The 15,165-nt window shown below is 61.7% G+C and carries 14 protein-coding genes; 10 read left to right on the top strand and 4 right to left on the bottom strand.

The features are described 5' to 3' along the window. Positions 1 to 26 precede the first annotated feature (26 nt). Complete coding sequence (locus NANH_RS0118270; protein ID WP_036049701.1) at positions 27 to 986, top strand: IS110 family RNA-guided transposase; 960 nt, start codon at positions 27 to 29, stop codon at positions 984 to 986. Positions 987 to 1,293: 307 nt separating this feature from the next. On the opposite strand, the gene ychF is transcribed toward NANH_RS0118270, so the two are convergent. Further along, a complete protein-coding gene (gene ychF / locus NANH_RS0118265) occupies positions 1,294 to 2,391 on the bottom strand; it encodes a redox-regulated ATPase YchF (RefSeq protein WP_027263370.1) in 1,098 nt (365 codons plus the stop codon). Positions 2,392 to 2,501: 110 nt separating this feature from the next. Between ychF and ttcA the strand changes: the two genes are divergently transcribed. The 9 genes from ttcA (at position 2,502) to NANH_RS0118220 (ending at position 11,538) form a co-directional block, all read left to right on the top strand. After that, a complete protein-coding gene (ttcA, locus tag NANH_RS0118260) occupies positions 2,502 to 3,377 on the top strand; it encodes a tRNA 2-thiocytidine(32) synthetase TtcA (protein ID WP_027263369.1) in 876 nt (291 codons plus the stop codon). A 247-nt stretch (positions 3,378 to 3,624) separates the two neighbouring features. After that, positions 3,625 to 5,172: a putative bifunctional diguanylate cyclase/phosphodiesterase gene (locus NANH_RS0118255; protein WP_027263368.1), complete on the top strand. Its 1,548-nt coding sequence runs from the start codon at positions 3,625 to 3,627 to the stop codon at positions 5,170 to 5,172. Between the two features lie 250 nt (positions 5,173 to 5,422). Continuing rightward, a complete protein-coding gene (gene yidC / locus NANH_RS0118250) occupies positions 5,423 to 7,240 on the top strand; it encodes a membrane protein insertase YidC (protein WP_027263367.1) in 1,818 nt (605 codons plus the stop codon). Further along, a complete protein-coding gene (locus NANH_RS0118245) occupies positions 7,237 to 7,980 on the top strand; it encodes an MOSC domain-containing protein (RefSeq protein WP_027263366.1) in 744 nt (247 codons plus the stop codon). Before yidC ends, NANH_RS0118245 begins: the two co-directional genes overlap by 4 nt. Next, a complete protein-coding gene (yihA, locus tag NANH_RS0118240; RefSeq protein WP_027263365.1) occupies positions 7,980 to 8,630 on the top strand; it encodes a ribosome biogenesis GTP-binding protein YihA/YsxC in 651 nt (216 codons plus the stop codon). The genes NANH_RS0118245 and yihA overlap by 1 nt, the downstream gene beginning before the upstream one ends. Positions 8,631 to 8,686: 56 nt before the next feature. Continuing rightward, positions 8,687 to 9,550 (top strand): acetylglutamate kinase, encoded by an 864-nt coding sequence (gene argB / locus NANH_RS0118235; protein ID WP_027263364.1) that lies wholly within the window; start codon positions 8,687 to 8,689, stop codon positions 9,548 to 9,550. A gap of 168 nt (positions 9,551 to 9,718) precedes the next feature. Continuing rightward, positions 9,719 to 10,405, top strand: coding sequence for a hypothetical protein (locus tag NANH_RS0118230; RefSeq protein ID WP_036050044.1), 687 nt, complete (start codon positions 9,719 to 9,721; stop codon positions 10,403 to 10,405). After that, positions 10,402 to 10,896 (top strand): SixA phosphatase family protein, encoded by a 495-nt coding sequence (locus NANH_RS0118225; RefSeq protein WP_027263362.1) that lies wholly within the window; start codon positions 10,402 to 10,404, stop codon positions 10,894 to 10,896. Before NANH_RS0118230 ends, NANH_RS0118225 begins: the two co-directional genes overlap by 4 nt. A gap of 213 nt (positions 10,897 to 11,109) precedes the next feature. Next, the gene (locus tag NANH_RS0118220) at positions 11,110 to 11,538 is read left to right on the top strand and encodes a GNAT family N-acetyltransferase (RefSeq protein ID WP_027263361.1); all 429 of its coding nucleotides are present in this window, start codon (positions 11,110 to 11,112) and stop codon (positions 11,536 to 11,538) included. Positions 11,539 to 11,592: 54 nt separating this feature from the next. Here NANH_RS0118220 and NANH_RS0118215 read toward each other — a convergent pair whose 3' ends face one another. From NANH_RS0118215 to NANH_RS0118205, 3 genes are read right to left on the bottom strand one after another with little or no spacing between them, the layout of a single operon-like run. Then, positions 11,593 to 12,384, bottom strand: a complete 792-nt coding sequence (locus tag NANH_RS0118215) for an amino acid ABC transporter ATP-binding protein (RefSeq protein ID WP_027263360.1) — start codon at positions 12,382 to 12,384, stop codon at positions 11,593 to 11,595. Between the two features lie 12 nt (positions 12,385 to 12,396). Next, positions 12,397 to 13,767, bottom strand: a complete 1,371-nt coding sequence (locus NANH_RS0118210) for an amino acid ABC transporter permease (protein ID WP_027263359.1) — start codon at positions 13,765 to 13,767, stop codon at positions 12,397 to 12,399. Position 13,768: 1 nt separating this feature from the next. Beyond that, entirely contained in the window at positions 13,769 to 15,037 is a 1,269-nt protein-coding gene (locus tag NANH_RS0118205) for an amino acid ABC transporter permease (protein ID WP_027263358.1), read from the bottom strand. Positions 15,038 to 15,165: the final 128 nt, after the last annotated feature.

The following is a 15,165-nucleotide window of genomic DNA, read 5'->3' as shown; positions in this document are numbered from 1 at the left end:
GGACCACGAAGCAGAAGGAAGAGAGCATGGAAACGGTAGCACACGACCGGATCATCGGCATAGATGTCTCGCGGGATTGGCTGGACATTCATTGCCTGCCGGATGGCAAGTGGTTGAGATTGCCGAACGCGGATGAGGGGCACGAACAGCTGGTGCGGTTGGCTCGGGACGTCAACGGCCTGGTCTGCTTCGAGGCAACCGGAGGCCAGGAATGGCGTTTATGGGCGGCGCTGGAGGCCGCCAGCGTGGCGACGCGACAATTGCCGCCAGCGCAAATCAAGGCCTTCGCCGCAAGCCGGGGCACACGGGCCAAAACGGATCGGATAGATGCGGAACTCATCGCCCGGTTCATGATGTTCCGGCCCGGTGCCGGGCGCAGTCTGCCACATGAAAAGCTGCGGGTTCTCAGAGCCTTGACGTCAAAGCGCGGGCAGCTCGTTGAGAGCAGAAAACGCCTTCTGGCACAGATAAAGGCGCATGGGAAACTGGGATCTGCCGAGATGTTCGCGAGTATGGACGACCAGCGGCGCACGCTTCTCGACCGCCAAATCGCGGATCTGGAGGCGCGGATTGAACAGACCATCGCTGCAGACGATGAACTGGCCGCAACTGCCGGTATCCTGCGGTCCGTCCCCGGGGTCGGCCCGGTTGCCAGCTCGATGTTGATCGCCGAGATGCCAGAACTTGGTCAGATCACAGGCGAGCAGGCCGCCGCGCTCGCGGGCCTCGCACCGATTGCACACGACAGCAGAGCGATGCGTGGTAAGCGCGCTATCGGCGGAGGGCGACGACTGCTCAGGCACGTAATATTCCAGGCGGCCCTCGTTGCCAGCCACCACAATCAGGTCCTGAAAACCTTCGCGGATCGTCTGCGTGCCGCAGGTAAACCACACAAGGTCGTCATTGTCGCCGTCGCCCGAAAGCTTGTGACCATCGCAAATGCCCTCGTCAAATCAGGGCAAAAATGGACGCCTCATCCAGAATGAACAATACAGTTGCTAGGTTCCAGACTCATTGATTTACAGCCAGAACAAGACGGTGGGCTTGGAAGGGCTCGCACACCGCATGAGCGCGTTGGCGCCATGGCCATCAGCCGCCGCCGGTACGATCCCGGTTTGCGCGCAATGTTGCGACCGATGACACGGGCAAGTGATTGGCGGTGTTTTGCACCCTGCCCTGTTGGCACCACATATGAGTCGTGGCCGAAGTTCACTCGCCGAATATGCGGTCACCACTCACGGCGACGGGTGCGGCATCCTTCATGCGGCACCCGTTTGCCCGAAGAGAGACGGCTTATGTATTGAACAGGAAATGCAACACGTCGCCATCCTGAACCACATAGGTCTTGCCCTCGGCGCGCATCTTGCCCGCTTCCTTGGCGGCCTGTTCGCCGCCCAGCGACACAAAGGCGTCATAGGCGATGGTTTCCGCCCGGATGAACCCCTTTTCGAAATCGCCGTGGATCACCCCGGCGGCCTGCGGCGCACGGGTGCCGGTGCGGATGGTCCAGGCGCGGGCCTCTTTCGGGCCGACAGTGAAGTAGGTTTCCAGATGCAGCAGCTCGTACCCGGCGCGGATCAACCGGTCGAGCCCGGCTTCGGTCAGGCCCATCTCTTCGAGGAACATCTGTGCCTCGTCCAGATCGAGCTGGCTGATTTCCTCTTCGATCTGTGCACTGATGACCACATGGGCATTGCCTTCGGCCGCGGCCATCTCGGCCACTCTGGCGGAATGGGCATTGCCGGTGGCGGCATCGGATTCGCTGACGTTGCAGACGTACAGAACCGGCTTGGTGGTCAGAAGCTGCAACAGTTTCCAGGCCCGCACATCGTCTTCGTCGACCGGGACGACCCGCGCCGGCTTGCCCTGCTCCAGCACTTCCAGCGCCTGTTTCAGCAGCCGCTCCTGCTGCACCGCGTCCTTGTCGCCGCCGCGCACCTTGCGCACCAGCCCTTGCAGGCGTTTCTCGATGCTTTCGATATCGGCCAGCATCAGTTCGGTCTCGATGGTCTCGGCATCCGCCACCGGATCGACCCGGCCCTCGACATGGGTCACGTCGCCATCCTCGAAACACCGCAACACGTGGGCAATGGCATCGACTTCGCGGATATTGGCCAGAAACTGGTTGCCCAGCCCCTCGCCCTTGGACGCGCCCTTGACCAGCCCGGCGATGTCCACAAAGGTCATCCGCGTCGGGATGATCTGTTTGGACCCCGCAATCTCGGCCAGCTTGTCCAGCCGCGCGTCGGGCACCGCAACCTCGCCGACATTGGGCTCGATGGTGCAGAACGGGAAATTGGCGGCCTGTGCGGCAGCGGTGCGCGTCAACGCGTTGAACAGGGTGGATTTGCCCACATTGGGCAGGCCCACGATTCCCATCTTAAAACCCATGGTGGTCTCCGATCTGGTGTCGGGCCGCTTCTAGTGACCCGCAAGGGGCGGCGCAAGCGCAACTGCCTGCGGGGCTTGCCGGGTCATGGCAACTCGACTAAAGCAACGCCATGTTGGATCAGGACGATGACATCCATGCGCTGTTTGCCGGCGCGCCGCGCACCACCGCGTTCAGGAAGCTGCGCAAACGCATCGTGCGCCAGACGCGCGAGGCAATCGAACAGTACGGAATGGTTGCCCCCGATGCCCATGATCCCGCAGCACCGCGTGCGCGCTGGCTGGTCTGTCTGTCGGGCGGCAAGGACAGCTATACCCTGCTGGCGGTGCTGCATGAATTGCAATGGCGCGGGTTGTTGCCGGTGGATCTGCTGGCCTGCAACCTCGATCAGGGCCAGCCCGGCTTTCCCGCCACCGTCCTGCCCGCGTTCCTGGAGCAGATGGGCGTCTCCCATCGCATCGAATATCAGGACACCTATTCCATCGTGATGGACAAGGTGCCCGCCGGTCGGACGTTTTGCGCGTTGTGTTCGCGGCTGCGGCGCGGCAACCTGTATCGCATCGCCCGCGAGGAAGGCTGCAGCGCCGTTGTGCTGGGCCATCACCGCGATGACATCCTGGAAACCTTCATGATGAACCTGTTTCACGGCGGGCGGCTGGCGACCATGCCGCCCAAGCTGGTAAACGAAGCGGGCGATCTGTTCCTGTATCGGCCGCTGGCCCATGTGGCCGAAGAAGATTGCGACCGCTTCGCCAGGGCAATGAACTATCCGATCATCCCCTGCGATCTGTGTGGATCGCAGGACGGGCTGCAACGCCAGCAGGTCAAGCAGATGCTCGACGGCTGGGAGGCAAATCATCCCGGGCGGCGGCAAAAGATGTTCCGCGCCCTGATGAATGCACGCCCCTCGCATCTGCTGGATCCCGACCTGTTCGATTTCGCGGCCCTGTCTCGCGATACCGACAAGGGCGACCGCGCCGACGGTTAACCCTGACACGCCAGCGCGCGGTTCCGCCGCCTGTCGGCGCAACCTGTTCCCCCGAATCAGAACACACTCGGACCCACACCCGTTTCCAGGCGGTACTGCCTCTGCACGCCAATTTTTACCCACCGTCAACCAACGGGACAAAATAGGAGCAATTCGCACGAAATACATCTCCTGCGTTAACCTCGGGGTCAGAACGCACTGCCTAGGTTGATCCGTGCCACTGTGCCAGAAAGTGAAAGGTTCGATCATGTCCAAGCAGCCGTCCGGCCCGTTGACCCGACTTCAAAATCGGATCATTCCGGTTCTGACCGGACCGCCAATCCTGGCCTTTCTGCCTGCCGTGACACTGGGGGCGTTCTGGTTGGGCGGCGAACAGGCGTTGGTCGTGGCATCATTGCTCCTGCCGCTGGGTTTTGCTTTGCTGGGCGCGTTCGGAGGCTGGCCCAATCGGACCGGGGTGCCCCGGGACAGCGTCACCGGGCTGATCTTGCGGGACGGTTTTGACGCCGTCATCGCACAGGTTTACGAGGATACCGAGACATCGGGCCTGCGCTCGGCCTGTTTTGTTCTCGAATTGGATGACTATCAAGAGGTGGTCGACCGTCACGGGCAGGCCGCCGCCGACATCGTCGCGCAGCGCTGCGGCGAGCGGATCATCTCGACCCTGCGCGACGGGGACACCGTGGCCAGAATGGGCGACAGCCGGTTTGCCATATGCCTGCTCGCGGTGCGCCAGCTCGACCTTGAGCTTTGCATCCAGATTTCCGGACGCCTGCAGTCCGCGATCGAGGAACCTGTCTCGCTGGACGGTCTCTCGGTCTATGTGTCCTGTTCCATCGGGTTCTGCCTGCGCAGCAGGTCGCCGGGCAACACCGGCCAGGACTGGATGGATGCGGCTTCGGCGGCTTTGAGCGATGCAAAACAGACCTCTCCCTCCGCAATCCGCGCCTATTCGGTCGAGATTCACCGCAAGACCAAGGCCCGCAGCGACCTGCGCGACGATGCGGTCGCCGCGTTGGAAAACGGTCAGATCCAGCCCTGGTATCAACCGCAGATCTCGACCGACACCGGCAAGGTCACGGGATTCGAGGCCCTGGCACGCTGGGCGCACCCGGTGCATGGCCTTATTGCGCCGGACACCTTCCTGCCGACGATGGAAGAATCCGGTCTGATGGAACGTCTGGGGCAAGTCATGTTGTATCATGCTCTCACCGCGCTCAAGGCGTGGGACAGCGCCGGCGTCGACGTGCCGCGGGTCGGAGTCAATTTTGCCACGGACGAGCTGCGCAATCCCGGGCTGGTGGACAAGGTGCGTTGGGAGCTGGACCGTTTTGAGCTGGCCCCCGAACGGCTGTCGGTTGAAATCCTTGAAACCGTCGTCACCGATTGTCCGGACGATGTCGTGACGCGCAATATCGCCGGGCTGGCCGCCATGGGGTGCCGGATCGATCTGGACGACTTTGGCACCGGCCATGCGTCGATCGCGTCAATCCGCCGTTTTGCCATCTCACGCATCAAGATCGACCGCTCCTTCGTGATGAAGGCGGATCGCGATCCCGAACAGCAACGCCTGATCGGTGCCATACTGACAATGGCGGAACGGCTCGAATTGGAAACTCTGGCAGAGGGGGTGGAAACCGTCGGCGAACACGCGCTGCTGGCGCAGCTGGGGTGCGATCACGTGCAGGGGTTTGGCATTGCCCGCCCGATGCCGTTCGACCAGACCCTGGACTGGATCACCTCCCATCAGGCAAAACTGCAGGATGCCCCACGGATCGGTCGCGACGTCAGCTGAGCAACGTCTCGCATCCGCGTGGCCCGCCGCGGCCTGACGCGCAACGGCACGCCAGCCCTGATCCCGGGCATCGGATCGAAATGTCCCAGCCAGTTTTGCACGGCGGTCAGACCCGCCGGGGGCCTTCCGTGCCGCCCCGGACTGTGTGATTGTGCACCGGCAGCACGCGATCCGGGCGAATCCGCTTGACCTTTTGGGCGCACCTCTGTTGAACCACCGTGTCTTTGCAAGCACAAGGTGGCAGTCCCCGATGGACGATCAGAACAAGAACCTCATCCTCGCAACCGCGCTCAGTTTTGCGGTGATTCTGATATGGTTCGTTCTTTTTCCGCCCCCGGAAGCCGACCCTGTGCCGGAAACCGAAACGGCGGTCCAGATCGGCGAAGGCGACGCTTTGGCCACGGCCCCGACCACTGCCGAAGCCCAGGCCACGGCGACTGCGCAGGTCGAAACCCGCCAGGACGCGCTTGCCGAAGCCCCCCGCGTGCAGATTGATACCCCCCGCCTGACCGGCAGCATTTCGCTGCTTGGCGGACGGATCGACGATCTGTCTCTCAAGGACTATCGCAAAACCATCGACCCGGATTCGCCCATTGTCACGCTGCTGTCTCCGGTCGGCACGCCGTCGGCGTATTACGCGCTGTATGGCTGGGCCCCCGGTGCCGGTCTGCTGCCCGGGGACGTGCCAGGGGCAAATACCGAATGGGCCCTGGAAAGTGGCGAGACGCTTGGTGTCGATACCCCCGTCACCCTGACCTGGGATAACGGCAAGGGGCTGACCTTCCGTCGCGAACTGGCGATTGACGACAACTATATGTTCACCGTCACCCAGTCGGTCGAAAACGCATCCGGCGGCCCGGCCAGCATGGCGCCCTACGGCATACTTGCGCGGCACGGCGAACCGCAGGATCTGAAGAATTTCTTCATCCTGCATGAAGGCGTGGTGGGGATGGCCGACGGCACCCTGACCGAGACCGACTATGACGACATGACCGACTTCCCGAGCGACACCCGTGAAGGCGCGCGCGCCGAGGTGGTACAGGTCACCGAAAACGGCTGGATCGGATTTACCGACCACTATTGGATGTCCACCCTGATCCCGGCTCCCGGCAGCGCCTTCAAATCGGTCGCCAAATACGACGACCGCCGGGACATCTATCAGACCGAGGCAGTCCTGCCGACCGAAACGGTGGCCGATGGGCAAACCGTCACTGTCACCACCCAACTTTTCGCCGGGGCCAAGGAATGGGAAGCACTGCGCACCTATGAAACGAGCGGCATCCAGAATTTTGTCGACAGCATCGACTGGGGCTGGTTCTTTTTCCTGACCAAGCCGATTTTCTGGCTGTTGCACAACATCCACAATCTGATCGGCAACATGGGCTGGTCGATTATCGGCCTGACCCTGATCCTCAAGGCGCTGCTGTTCCCGCTCGCGTTCAAGTCCTATGTTTCCATGGCGAAAATGAAGGAATTGCAGCCGCAGATGGAGGCCCTGAAGGAAAAGGCAGGCGACGACCGCCAGAAGATGCAGCAGGGCATGATGGAACTGTACAAACGGGAAAAGGTGAACCCGGCGGCGGGCTGCCTTCCGATCCTGCTGCAGATCCCGATCTTCTTTTCGCTGTACAAGGTGATCTTTGTCACCATCGAACTGCGTCAGGCGCCCTGGTTCGGCCCGTTTCAGGATCTGTCGATGCCGGATCCGACCTCGATCATGAACCTGTTTGGCCTGCTGCCCCTCTCGGGTCCCGAGCCCGGCACGATCATGGCGACGATCTTTATCGGCATCCTGCCCTTGCTGTTGGGGATTTCGATGTGGTTGCAGCAAAAGCTGAACCCGGCGCCTTCGGATCCGACGCAGCAGATGATCTTTGCCTGGATGCCATGGGTATTCATGTTCATGCTGGGCAGCTTTGCCAGCGGGCTGGTGGTGTACTGGATCGCCAACAATACCATCACCTTTACCCAGCAGTATCTGATCATGCGCAGCCAGGGCTATAAGCCGGATGTGTTCGGCAACATCAAATCCGGCTTTGGCAAAAAGGCGAAAACGGAAAAGAAATGACCGGTTCCGTCACCAGCCTCTGGCGCCACCCGATCAAGGCGCACGGGCGTGAACCCTTGCAAACCGTCACGCTGATCGCCGGGCAGACCATGCCCGGCGATCGCATTTGGGCGGTAGCGCATGAGGCAAGCAAGGCCGACGGCAGCGCATGGGTGCCCTGCGCCAATTTCAGCCGCGCCGCCAAGGCGCCGGACCTGATGGCGATCACCTCCCGGCTGCACGAGGACGGCGCGCGGATCACGCTCAGCCACCCGTCCCGGCCGGACCTGAGTTTTGCGCCGGACGGGCCCCCCGAGGTTTTTCTGGACTGGGTCAGACCGCTAATGCCCACAAGCCGCGCGGCGTCTGCCCGGCTGATCCGGGTGCCGGGACGCGGCCTGACAGACAGCGACTTTCCCTCGGTCAGCCTGTGCAACATGGCCAGCCACAGGGCGGTCGAGCAACAGATCGGCCAGGATCTGTCGATCCATCGCTGGCGCGGCAACATCTGGTTCGACGGGCTGCCGGACTGGGCCGAATTCGACTGGATCGGCCGCGAGGTACAGATCGGCGGCGCCGTCTTGCAGGTGCGTCAGCGGGCCACCCGCTGTGCCGCAACCACGGCCAATCCCGAAACCGGCGAACGGGACGCGGCGATTCTGGAGACATTGGATCGCTGGGGGCACCGCGACTTCAGCGTCTATGCCCAGGTTGTGCGGGACGGTCCGGTCCATATTGGTGACAAGCTACAGGTGCTGTAATGCAGATGACATTTCCCGAGGCCGACGCGCCTGACGAAATCACCACGGAAAGGGGGCGGCTGCTGTTTGCCCGTGAATCCATATTCGTCAAGGGTGTGGTCGCCATGTCCGGCCTGCCGCCGGCAGATCGGCTCGAAGTCTGCTTCGCCGGACGCTCCAATGTCGGTAAATCGACCCTGATCAACGCGTTGACCGGCACCAAGGCATTGGCGCGGGCGTCAAACACCCCCGGCCGCACGCAGGAAATCAACTATTTCACCCAGGGTGACGATCTATACCTGGTCGATTTGCCCGGCTATGGCTATGCCAACGCCCCCCTGCCGGTGGTCGAAAAATGGCAGAAGCTGTTGAAACAATACCTCTCCGGGCGTCAGACCCTGCGCCGGGCGTTTGTGCTGATCGACGCACGACACGGGGTCAAACCCGTGGACGACGAAATCATGAGCCTGCTCGACAGCGCCGCCGTGACCTTTCAATGCGTGCTGACCAAGACCGACAAGATCAAGGCCGCCGACCGTACCCGCGTGCTCGATCAGGTGCGCAAGGCGCTTGCCAAACATCCCGCAGCCTATCCGGAACTGGTGCTGACCAGTTCGGAAAAGGGTGACGGGATCGCCACGCTGCGCGCGATCATTGCCGGGTTGACGTAACGGCCCTTGCGGTCTCCCGGCGAACCATGACATCCCTGCACAAACGGATGGCCCAGATGAAGACACGAGATATGAACCGCGACTGGATTGCCACGGCAGCAACGCTGTCAAGCGCCCTGCCCTATCTGCAACGCTATACCGACGCCATCGTCGTCATCAAGCTGGGCGGGCACGCCATGGGCAGCGACGAGGCCATGGATACGTTTGCGCGTGACATCGTGCTGATGCAGCAGGTCGGGGTGAACCCGGTGATCGTGCATGGCGGCGGGCCGATGATCAATGCCATGCTGGACAAGCTGGACATCAAATCCGAATTCGTGAACGGCAAGCGGGTGACCGACAAGGCGACGGTCGAAGTGGTCGAAATGGTGCTGTCGGGCCTGGTGAACAAGCGCATCGTACAGGCGATCAACCGTCAGGGCGGTCGCGCCGTGGGCCTGTCGGGCAAAGACGCCAACCTGATGATCTGCGAGCAGACCGACCCGTCTCTGGGATTTGTCGGCACGCCCAGCCAGATGGACCCCAAGCTGCTGCACACCCTGTTTGAACGTGACATGATCCCGGTGATTGCGCCGCTCGGGGCCGGAACCGAAGGCGAAACCTATAACGTCAACGGCGACACCGCCGCCGGGGCCATTGCCGCCGCGCTCAAGGCCGACCGCCTGTTGCTGCTGACCGACGTGTCCGGCGTGAAAAATGCCGATGGCGATGTTGTGACCGAACTCAAGGCCGGGCGAATCCGTCAAATGACCGAGGACGGCGTGATTGCTGGCGGCATGATCCCCAAGACCGAGACCGCGCTGGATGCGATTGCCGGCGGGGTGCGGGCGGTGGTGATCCTGGACGGGCGCGCGCCCAATGCCTGCCTGCTGGAGCTGTTCACCGAACATGGCGCGGGTTCGCTGATCCGCCCGGACTGAACCCCCTGTTGCGCCCGGTCTGCGCAAGCTGCCGTGGTCTGCGGCCCGGTCTCTTTTGATTTCAACCGGTTACACGGATTTGTTTCGCGCGCGAAACGGTGCGTACGGTCAGAGACCGTTTACCAATCGGGTTTGACAGGCGCGGCACAACCTGCCACCCAGAGGGCAATGAGTCAGCTTTCGGGGCCTATGTCGCAAGATTTCCATACCAGGATCTGCCTGGCCGCCTCTGCCGCCGGGCTGTTGCCAATGGGCGCATTGCATCCCCACCGCGTCGCGGCCCGGGGGTTGGATCACGGCACCCTTGTCCTGCTGGGCACCGGTTCCGGGTTCTGGACCGCCTTTCAGACCTCGCCGGAGTTTCGCGATGGCGCGCCCGATCCGGTGGATCGCTGGTCGCGCCGAATCGTGGATACGCTGGCAGAGCGCTTCGGTGCCACCGCGCTGTATCCTTTTGGCGGTCCTCCCTATCTGCCCTTTATCGACTGGGCCGAAAAATCCGGGCGCGCGCATCCCAGCCCCACCGGAATGCTGGTGCATAACCGCGTCGGGCTGATGATCTCGTATCGCGGTGCGCTGCATTTTTCCGACTGTTTCGACATTCCCGACGCCGACCAGCCCGCCCCCTGCAAGACCTGCGACCGCCTGCCCTGCACCACGGCCTGTCCGGTCGGGGCGCTCTCGGCCACTGCCCCCTATGATGTCGCCGCCTGTCATGCTTATCTGGACACGGCGGCAGGCCGGGACTGTTTGGACAATGGCTGCGCCGCCCGCCGTGCCTGCCCCGTCAGCGCGGGCGCTGCGCGCAGCCCCGCCCAATCCGCCCTGCATATGAAAGCGTTCCATCCCAAATGACCCGCACCTTGATCCTGATGCGCCACGCCAAGTCCAGCTGGGACAACCCGGTTCTGGACGACCACGACCGCCCCCTGAACAAACGCGGCAAACGCGCCGCCAAATCGCTGGGAAGATGGCTGCGCGGACAGCTCTGGCAGCCCGATCAGGCGATCGTATCGACCGCAATCCGCACCCGTGACACCTTTGGCGGCCTGGGATTGGCGCTGGGCGCGGAATTTTCGCCCGAACTTTATCACGCCAACTCTGCCGAAATGCAGATGGTATTGGAAATGGCCAGCGGCGAAACCGTGCTGATGATCGGCCACAACCCCGGTATCAGCGAATTCGCCAATGACATGGCGGCCCGGGCGCATTCGCACGAACGATTCCCCGACTTTCCCACCGGCGGGACGGTGGTGATGCGATTTGACATCGCCACATGGGATCAGGTCGAACCGGGCACCGGTCAGGTTCTCGACTTTGTGGTGCCGCGCGAATTGCCCGAGTGAATCGCGGGCAGGCTTGCCAACATCGGCGCGGCAGGCCAAACTGGCATCGTGAAAATGGAGATTTGATGTCCCGCTGAACGCGGCACCACGGTGCCACCCGGCAATCTGAAACGAAAACACCGGCGCCACCGGCGCTGTGGTGTTGTCTGATTGCCACGTTCCATACACATCAATGCGCTGCCACCGGCAGCATCCAGCAAGGACATCCTGACCATGATCAGATCCTACGCCGCGACCGACAAAGAGGTCGTTCTTTCAATCTGGCGCGACGCCAGCGCCCTGGCCCACCCGTTTCTCAGTGCGCAAGCCACCGAACAGGCCCACGCCATGATCCGGGACAGGTTTCTGGACATGGCCGAAACCCATGTTGCCGTAGTTGACGGCCAGCCGGTCGGCTTTATCGCCCTGATCGGCAATGAGGTCGGCGGCTTGTTTGTGCGCCCCGCCTTTCATGGTCAGGGGCTGGGCACGGCCCTAATGGACAGGGCTGTGGCCCTGCGGGGCAGCGTCGAACTGAGCGTTTTCAGCGCCAACGCCATCGGGCGGCGGTTTTATACCCGGTACGGCTTTGCCGAGGGCGAGGAACGGATCGCCGCGTTTTTCGGCCACCCGGAAATCCGGATGCACTATCCGTCCTCGTGACAAAAAGGCCCCCCGGTGCAGACCGGGGGGCCGGTCGTTACACCGTGTCCGCCATCAGTGCCCCAGGATCTGGCTCAGGAACAGTTTGGTGCGCGGGTTCTGCGGGTTGTTAAAGAACTCTTCGGGCTCGTTCTGTTCAACGATCTGGCCCTCGTCCATAAAGATCACCCGGTTGGCAACCTGGCGTGCAAAGCCCATTTCGTGGGTCACGCACAGCATGGTCATGCCCTCTTCGGCCAGTTCGATCATGGTGTCGAGCACCTCCTTGATCATCTCCGGGTCCAATGCCGAGGTCGGTTCGTCAAACAGCATGATGCGCGGCATCATGCACAGGCTGCGCGCAATCGCCACGCGCTGCTGCTGGCCGCCCGACAACTGACCGGGGTATTTGTCGGCCTGCTCGGGGATCTTGACCTTTTCCAGATAGTGCATCGCGCGTTCCTCGGCCTCGCGGCGCGGCGTCTTGCGCACCCAGATCGGTGCCAGGGTCAGGTTTTCCAGAATTGTCAGATGCGGGAACAGATTGAAGTGCTGGAACACCATCCCGACCTCGCGCCGGATCTTGTCGATGTTCTTGAGATCGTTTGACAGTTCGGTGCCATCCACCACGATCCGTCCCTGCTGGTGTTCCTCGAGCGCGTTCAGACAACGGATCAGCGTCGATTTACCTGACCCCGAAGGGCCGGCAATGACGATCCGCTCGCCCTCATTCACCGTAAGGTTGATGTCGCGCAGCACATGAAAAGCGCCGTACCACTTGTTCATATTGCTGATTTCAATCGCAATTTCGTCGCTGACCTGCATTTTGCTGCGGTCGACTTTCCGATCGGTAGCCATATCAGACATGTTCATGTTTCCTTATCTGTGGCCAGTCTGAAGCTTGCGCTCCAGATACATGGAATAACGGGACATGGTGAAACAGACGACAAAGAACAGGGCACCGATAAAGGCGAACAGTTCCCAGTAGATGCCATTCCATGCGGTATCGGCGCGGATTGCACTGGCCAGGCCGATCACGTCGAACAGGCCGATGATCGACACCAGCGTGGTATCCTTGAAGATGCCGATGAACGTGCTGACGATGCCGGGGATCGAGATTTTCAGCGCCTGCGGCATGATGATCAGCCGCTGCGCCTGCCAATAGTTCAAACCCAGACTGTCGGCCCCCTCGTATTGCCCCTTGGGAAGGGCAGCCAGGCCACCGCGCACCACTTCGGCCATATAGGCGGCGGCAAACAGCGTCATCATGATCATGACCCGCAGGATCAGGTCGAAGTTCGTACCCGGCGGCAGGAAATAGTTCAGCAGCAGCGAGGCCACGAACAACAGGGTGATCAGCGGCACGCCGCGAATGAACTCGATGAAACCGATGCACAGGTACTTGACGATCATCAGATCCGATTGCCGCCCCAGCGCCATGAGAACTCCCAGCGGCAACGAGCACCCGATGGCAACCACGCCCAGCACGATCGCCAGCATGTAGCCGCCGAAATCGCGGCTTTGCACCGGCGCGATGCCGATATCAAGAACCGATGACAGCGCTCCGGAAACCGGACCGACCGCAAACAGCCACCACAGCAGCGGCAACACGACCGCGGCAATCAGCGCACTCAGCGCCCCCAATCGCGGCGAGATCAGGACAAAGGCAAGATACCCGATGCCAAACCCGGCTGCGACCAGCAGCGGAACCCAGATCGCCCCGCCCCACAGCAACCAGGGCAGGATGAACGGATAGGCCGCCGACAGATACAACAGCTTGCGCGGCGCGCCCGAGAACAGCACCGGCAACAGCGCCAGGATCAGCAGGATCAGGGTCAGGTTGGGCCGGAAATAGGCCGGCCACCAGTGACCGTCCGGCGGGGCGCTGAAATTCGCGTCCGGATAGGCCGGGTACGGCGGGTAAAAGCCGTACAGCAGTTGCAGCCAGCGATCCTTGATCACCCCCCAACAGGCATGGCCATGGGTATCGCCCCAGGTCGCGGTCATGATCTCGCGGCATTCGGTCAGCGAATTCGCATTCCAGACCGACTGAAACACCCAGGGCAGGATGCCGGACAGCACGTAATAGATGAACGCCAGTGACACCAGCGTCAGAATGGTGTTCAGAACGCCGGAAAACAGGTTGGCGCGCATCCAGCCAATCGGCCCGACCGTGGTCAGCGGCGGTTCCTGTTGCGGCAACATGGTGTCGCGTACGAAGGTGACGGTCTCTGCATGTGTGTCGCCCATTCTACCGCTCCACCAATTTCATGCGTTTGTTGTACCAGTTCATCACCGACGAAATGCACAGGCTGATCGCCAGGTAGACCAGCATCAGCAACAGAACGCATTCCAGTTCGCGCCCGGTCTGGTTCATGGTGATACCGCCCAGCGTGCCGGTGATGTCCATATAGCCCACGGCGATTGCCAGCGAACTGTTTTTGGTCAGGTTGAGATAGTTCGAGATCATCGGCGGAATGATGACACGCATCGCCTGGGGCAGAACCACCAGCCGCATGATTCTGCCCGAGCGCAAACCCAGTGCGGCGGCGGCCTCGGTCTGGCCATGGGAAATCGCCAGGATGCCACCGCGTACGATCTCGGCGATGAAGGCGGCGGTATAGAGTGACAGGGCGAGCCACAGGGCGATCAGCGAATTGCGCAGATGGGTGCCGCCGGTAAAGTTGAATCCCTTGAGCTCGGGATACCCGAGGTAAAATCCCAGTGCGACCAGCAGGGTCAGCAACGGAACGAACAGGATGCCAAGCTGGATGTACCAGGTCTTGGGCCGCACGCCGGTCTCTTCCTGGATCCGCGCGGCGCGGGCCGCAACCTTGCGCATGGCAAAGATGCTGGCCGCCAGCACCGCCAGGACAGCGACCAGATCCAGCGATATATCGAAACGCAGGCTGCTGTCGCCAAATATGTGCAGGTTGCCAAGGCTGTTTGTGAACAGCGGTTCGGGAATATAGACCCCGCGGTTGGTGATGGCGACCGTCCCGAACATATCCATCGTGGCCGCCGGGTCTTCGCCGCGAAAATCGCGCGGGCTGGGCAGGCTCTCGATCAGGATTGCCATGGCAAAGACGATCCACAGCAGAACCGGCACATTGCGAAAGATCTCGACATAGACGGTCATGATCCGGGCCACCAGCCAGTTGCTGGACAGGCGCAAGATGCCGACAAAAACCCCGATGATCGTCGCGGTGATACAGCCCAAAACCGCCACCACAAGGGTGTTGAGCAGACCGATCAGCGCCGCCCGCAGATGGGTATCGCGCGAGTCGTATTCAAGCAGCCGCTGGTTGATGTCATAGCTGGCGGATTCGGTGAAAAAGCTGAAAGAGATCGGTTTTCCCAGTGCGGCCAGGTTTTGCGCCGCATTGCTGATCAGCCAGGCGGCCAGCAGCATGAATCCGAACATTGCGAGAACTTGAATGGTGGCTGAACGATACCGTGTATCGTAAAGCAGCATCGACAGGCGGAACTGTTGTTTCGGCGGGTCGCTGAGTGTCGTCATGACAGTCGTCCCTGTTGTTTTCCGGTTCGATTTCCAGGCAAGGTTTGTTCCTCGCTCCGCAAAAACCGGATGTTATTGTCAGTCTTAATAATAAGGGCGCAGGAAACCCTGCGCCCTTATCGTTTCAG

The organism is Sedimentitalea nanhaiensis DSM 24252, from assembly GCF_000473225.1.
Lineage (GTDB): Bacteria > Pseudomonadota > Alphaproteobacteria > Rhodobacterales > Rhodobacteraceae > Sedimentitalea > Sedimentitalea nanhaiensis.
The sequence above is the reverse complement of the archived record's forward strand: the minus strand, read 5'-3'. Positions and strand labels throughout refer to the sequence as shown.

What these genes read in the sequence shown, in the direction of transcription:
- NANH_RS0118220 (WP_027263361.1), top strand. Translation starts at nt 11,110, where the DNA reads ATGATCAGATCCTACGCCGCGACCGACAAAGAGGTCGTTCTTTCAATC.
- yihA (WP_027263365.1), top strand. Translation starts at nt 7,980, where the DNA reads ATGCAGATGACATTTCCCGAGGCCGACGCGCCTGACGAAATCACCACG.
- ychF (WP_027263370.1), bottom strand. Translation starts at nt 2,391, where the DNA reads ATGGGTTTTAAGATGGGAATCGTGGGCCTGCCCAATGTGGGCAAATCC.
- ttcA (WP_027263369.1), top strand. Translation starts at nt 2,502, where the DNA reads ATGTTGGATCAGGACGATGACATCCATGCGCTGTTTGCCGGCGCGCCG.
- NANH_RS0118210 (WP_027263359.1), bottom strand. Translation starts at nt 13,767, where the DNA reads ATGGGCGACACACATGCAGAGACCGTCACCTTCGTACGCGACACCATG.
- NANH_RS0118230 (WP_036050044.1), top strand. Translation starts at nt 9,719, where the DNA reads ATGAGTCAGCTTTCGGGGCCTATGTCGCAAGATTTCCATACCAGGATC.
- NANH_RS0118215 (WP_027263360.1), bottom strand. Translation starts at nt 12,384, where the DNA reads ATGTCTGATATGGCTACCGATCGGAAAGTCGACCGCAGCAAAATGCAG.
- yidC (WP_027263367.1), top strand. Translation starts at nt 5,423, where the DNA reads ATGGACGATCAGAACAAGAACCTCATCCTCGCAACCGCGCTCAGTTTT.
- NANH_RS0118245 (WP_027263366.1), top strand. Translation starts at nt 7,237, where the DNA reads ATGACCGGTTCCGTCACCAGCCTCTGGCGCCACCCGATCAAGGCGCAC.
- argB (WP_027263364.1), top strand. Translation starts at nt 8,687, where the DNA reads ATGAAGACACGAGATATGAACCGCGACTGGATTGCCACGGCAGCAACG.
- NANH_RS0118225 (WP_027263362.1), top strand. Translation starts at nt 10,402, where the DNA reads ATGACCCGCACCTTGATCCTGATGCGCCACGCCAAGTCCAGCTGGGAC.
- NANH_RS0118255 (WP_027263368.1), top strand. Translation starts at nt 3,625, where the DNA reads ATGTCCAAGCAGCCGTCCGGCCCGTTGACCCGACTTCAAAATCGGATC.
- NANH_RS0118270 (WP_036049701.1), top strand. Translation starts at nt 27, where the DNA reads ATGGAAACGGTAGCACACGACCGGATCATCGGCATAGATGTCTCGCGG.
- NANH_RS0118205 (WP_027263358.1), bottom strand. Translation starts at nt 15,037, where the DNA reads ATGACGACACTCAGCGACCCGCCGAAACAACAGTTCCGCCTGTCGATG.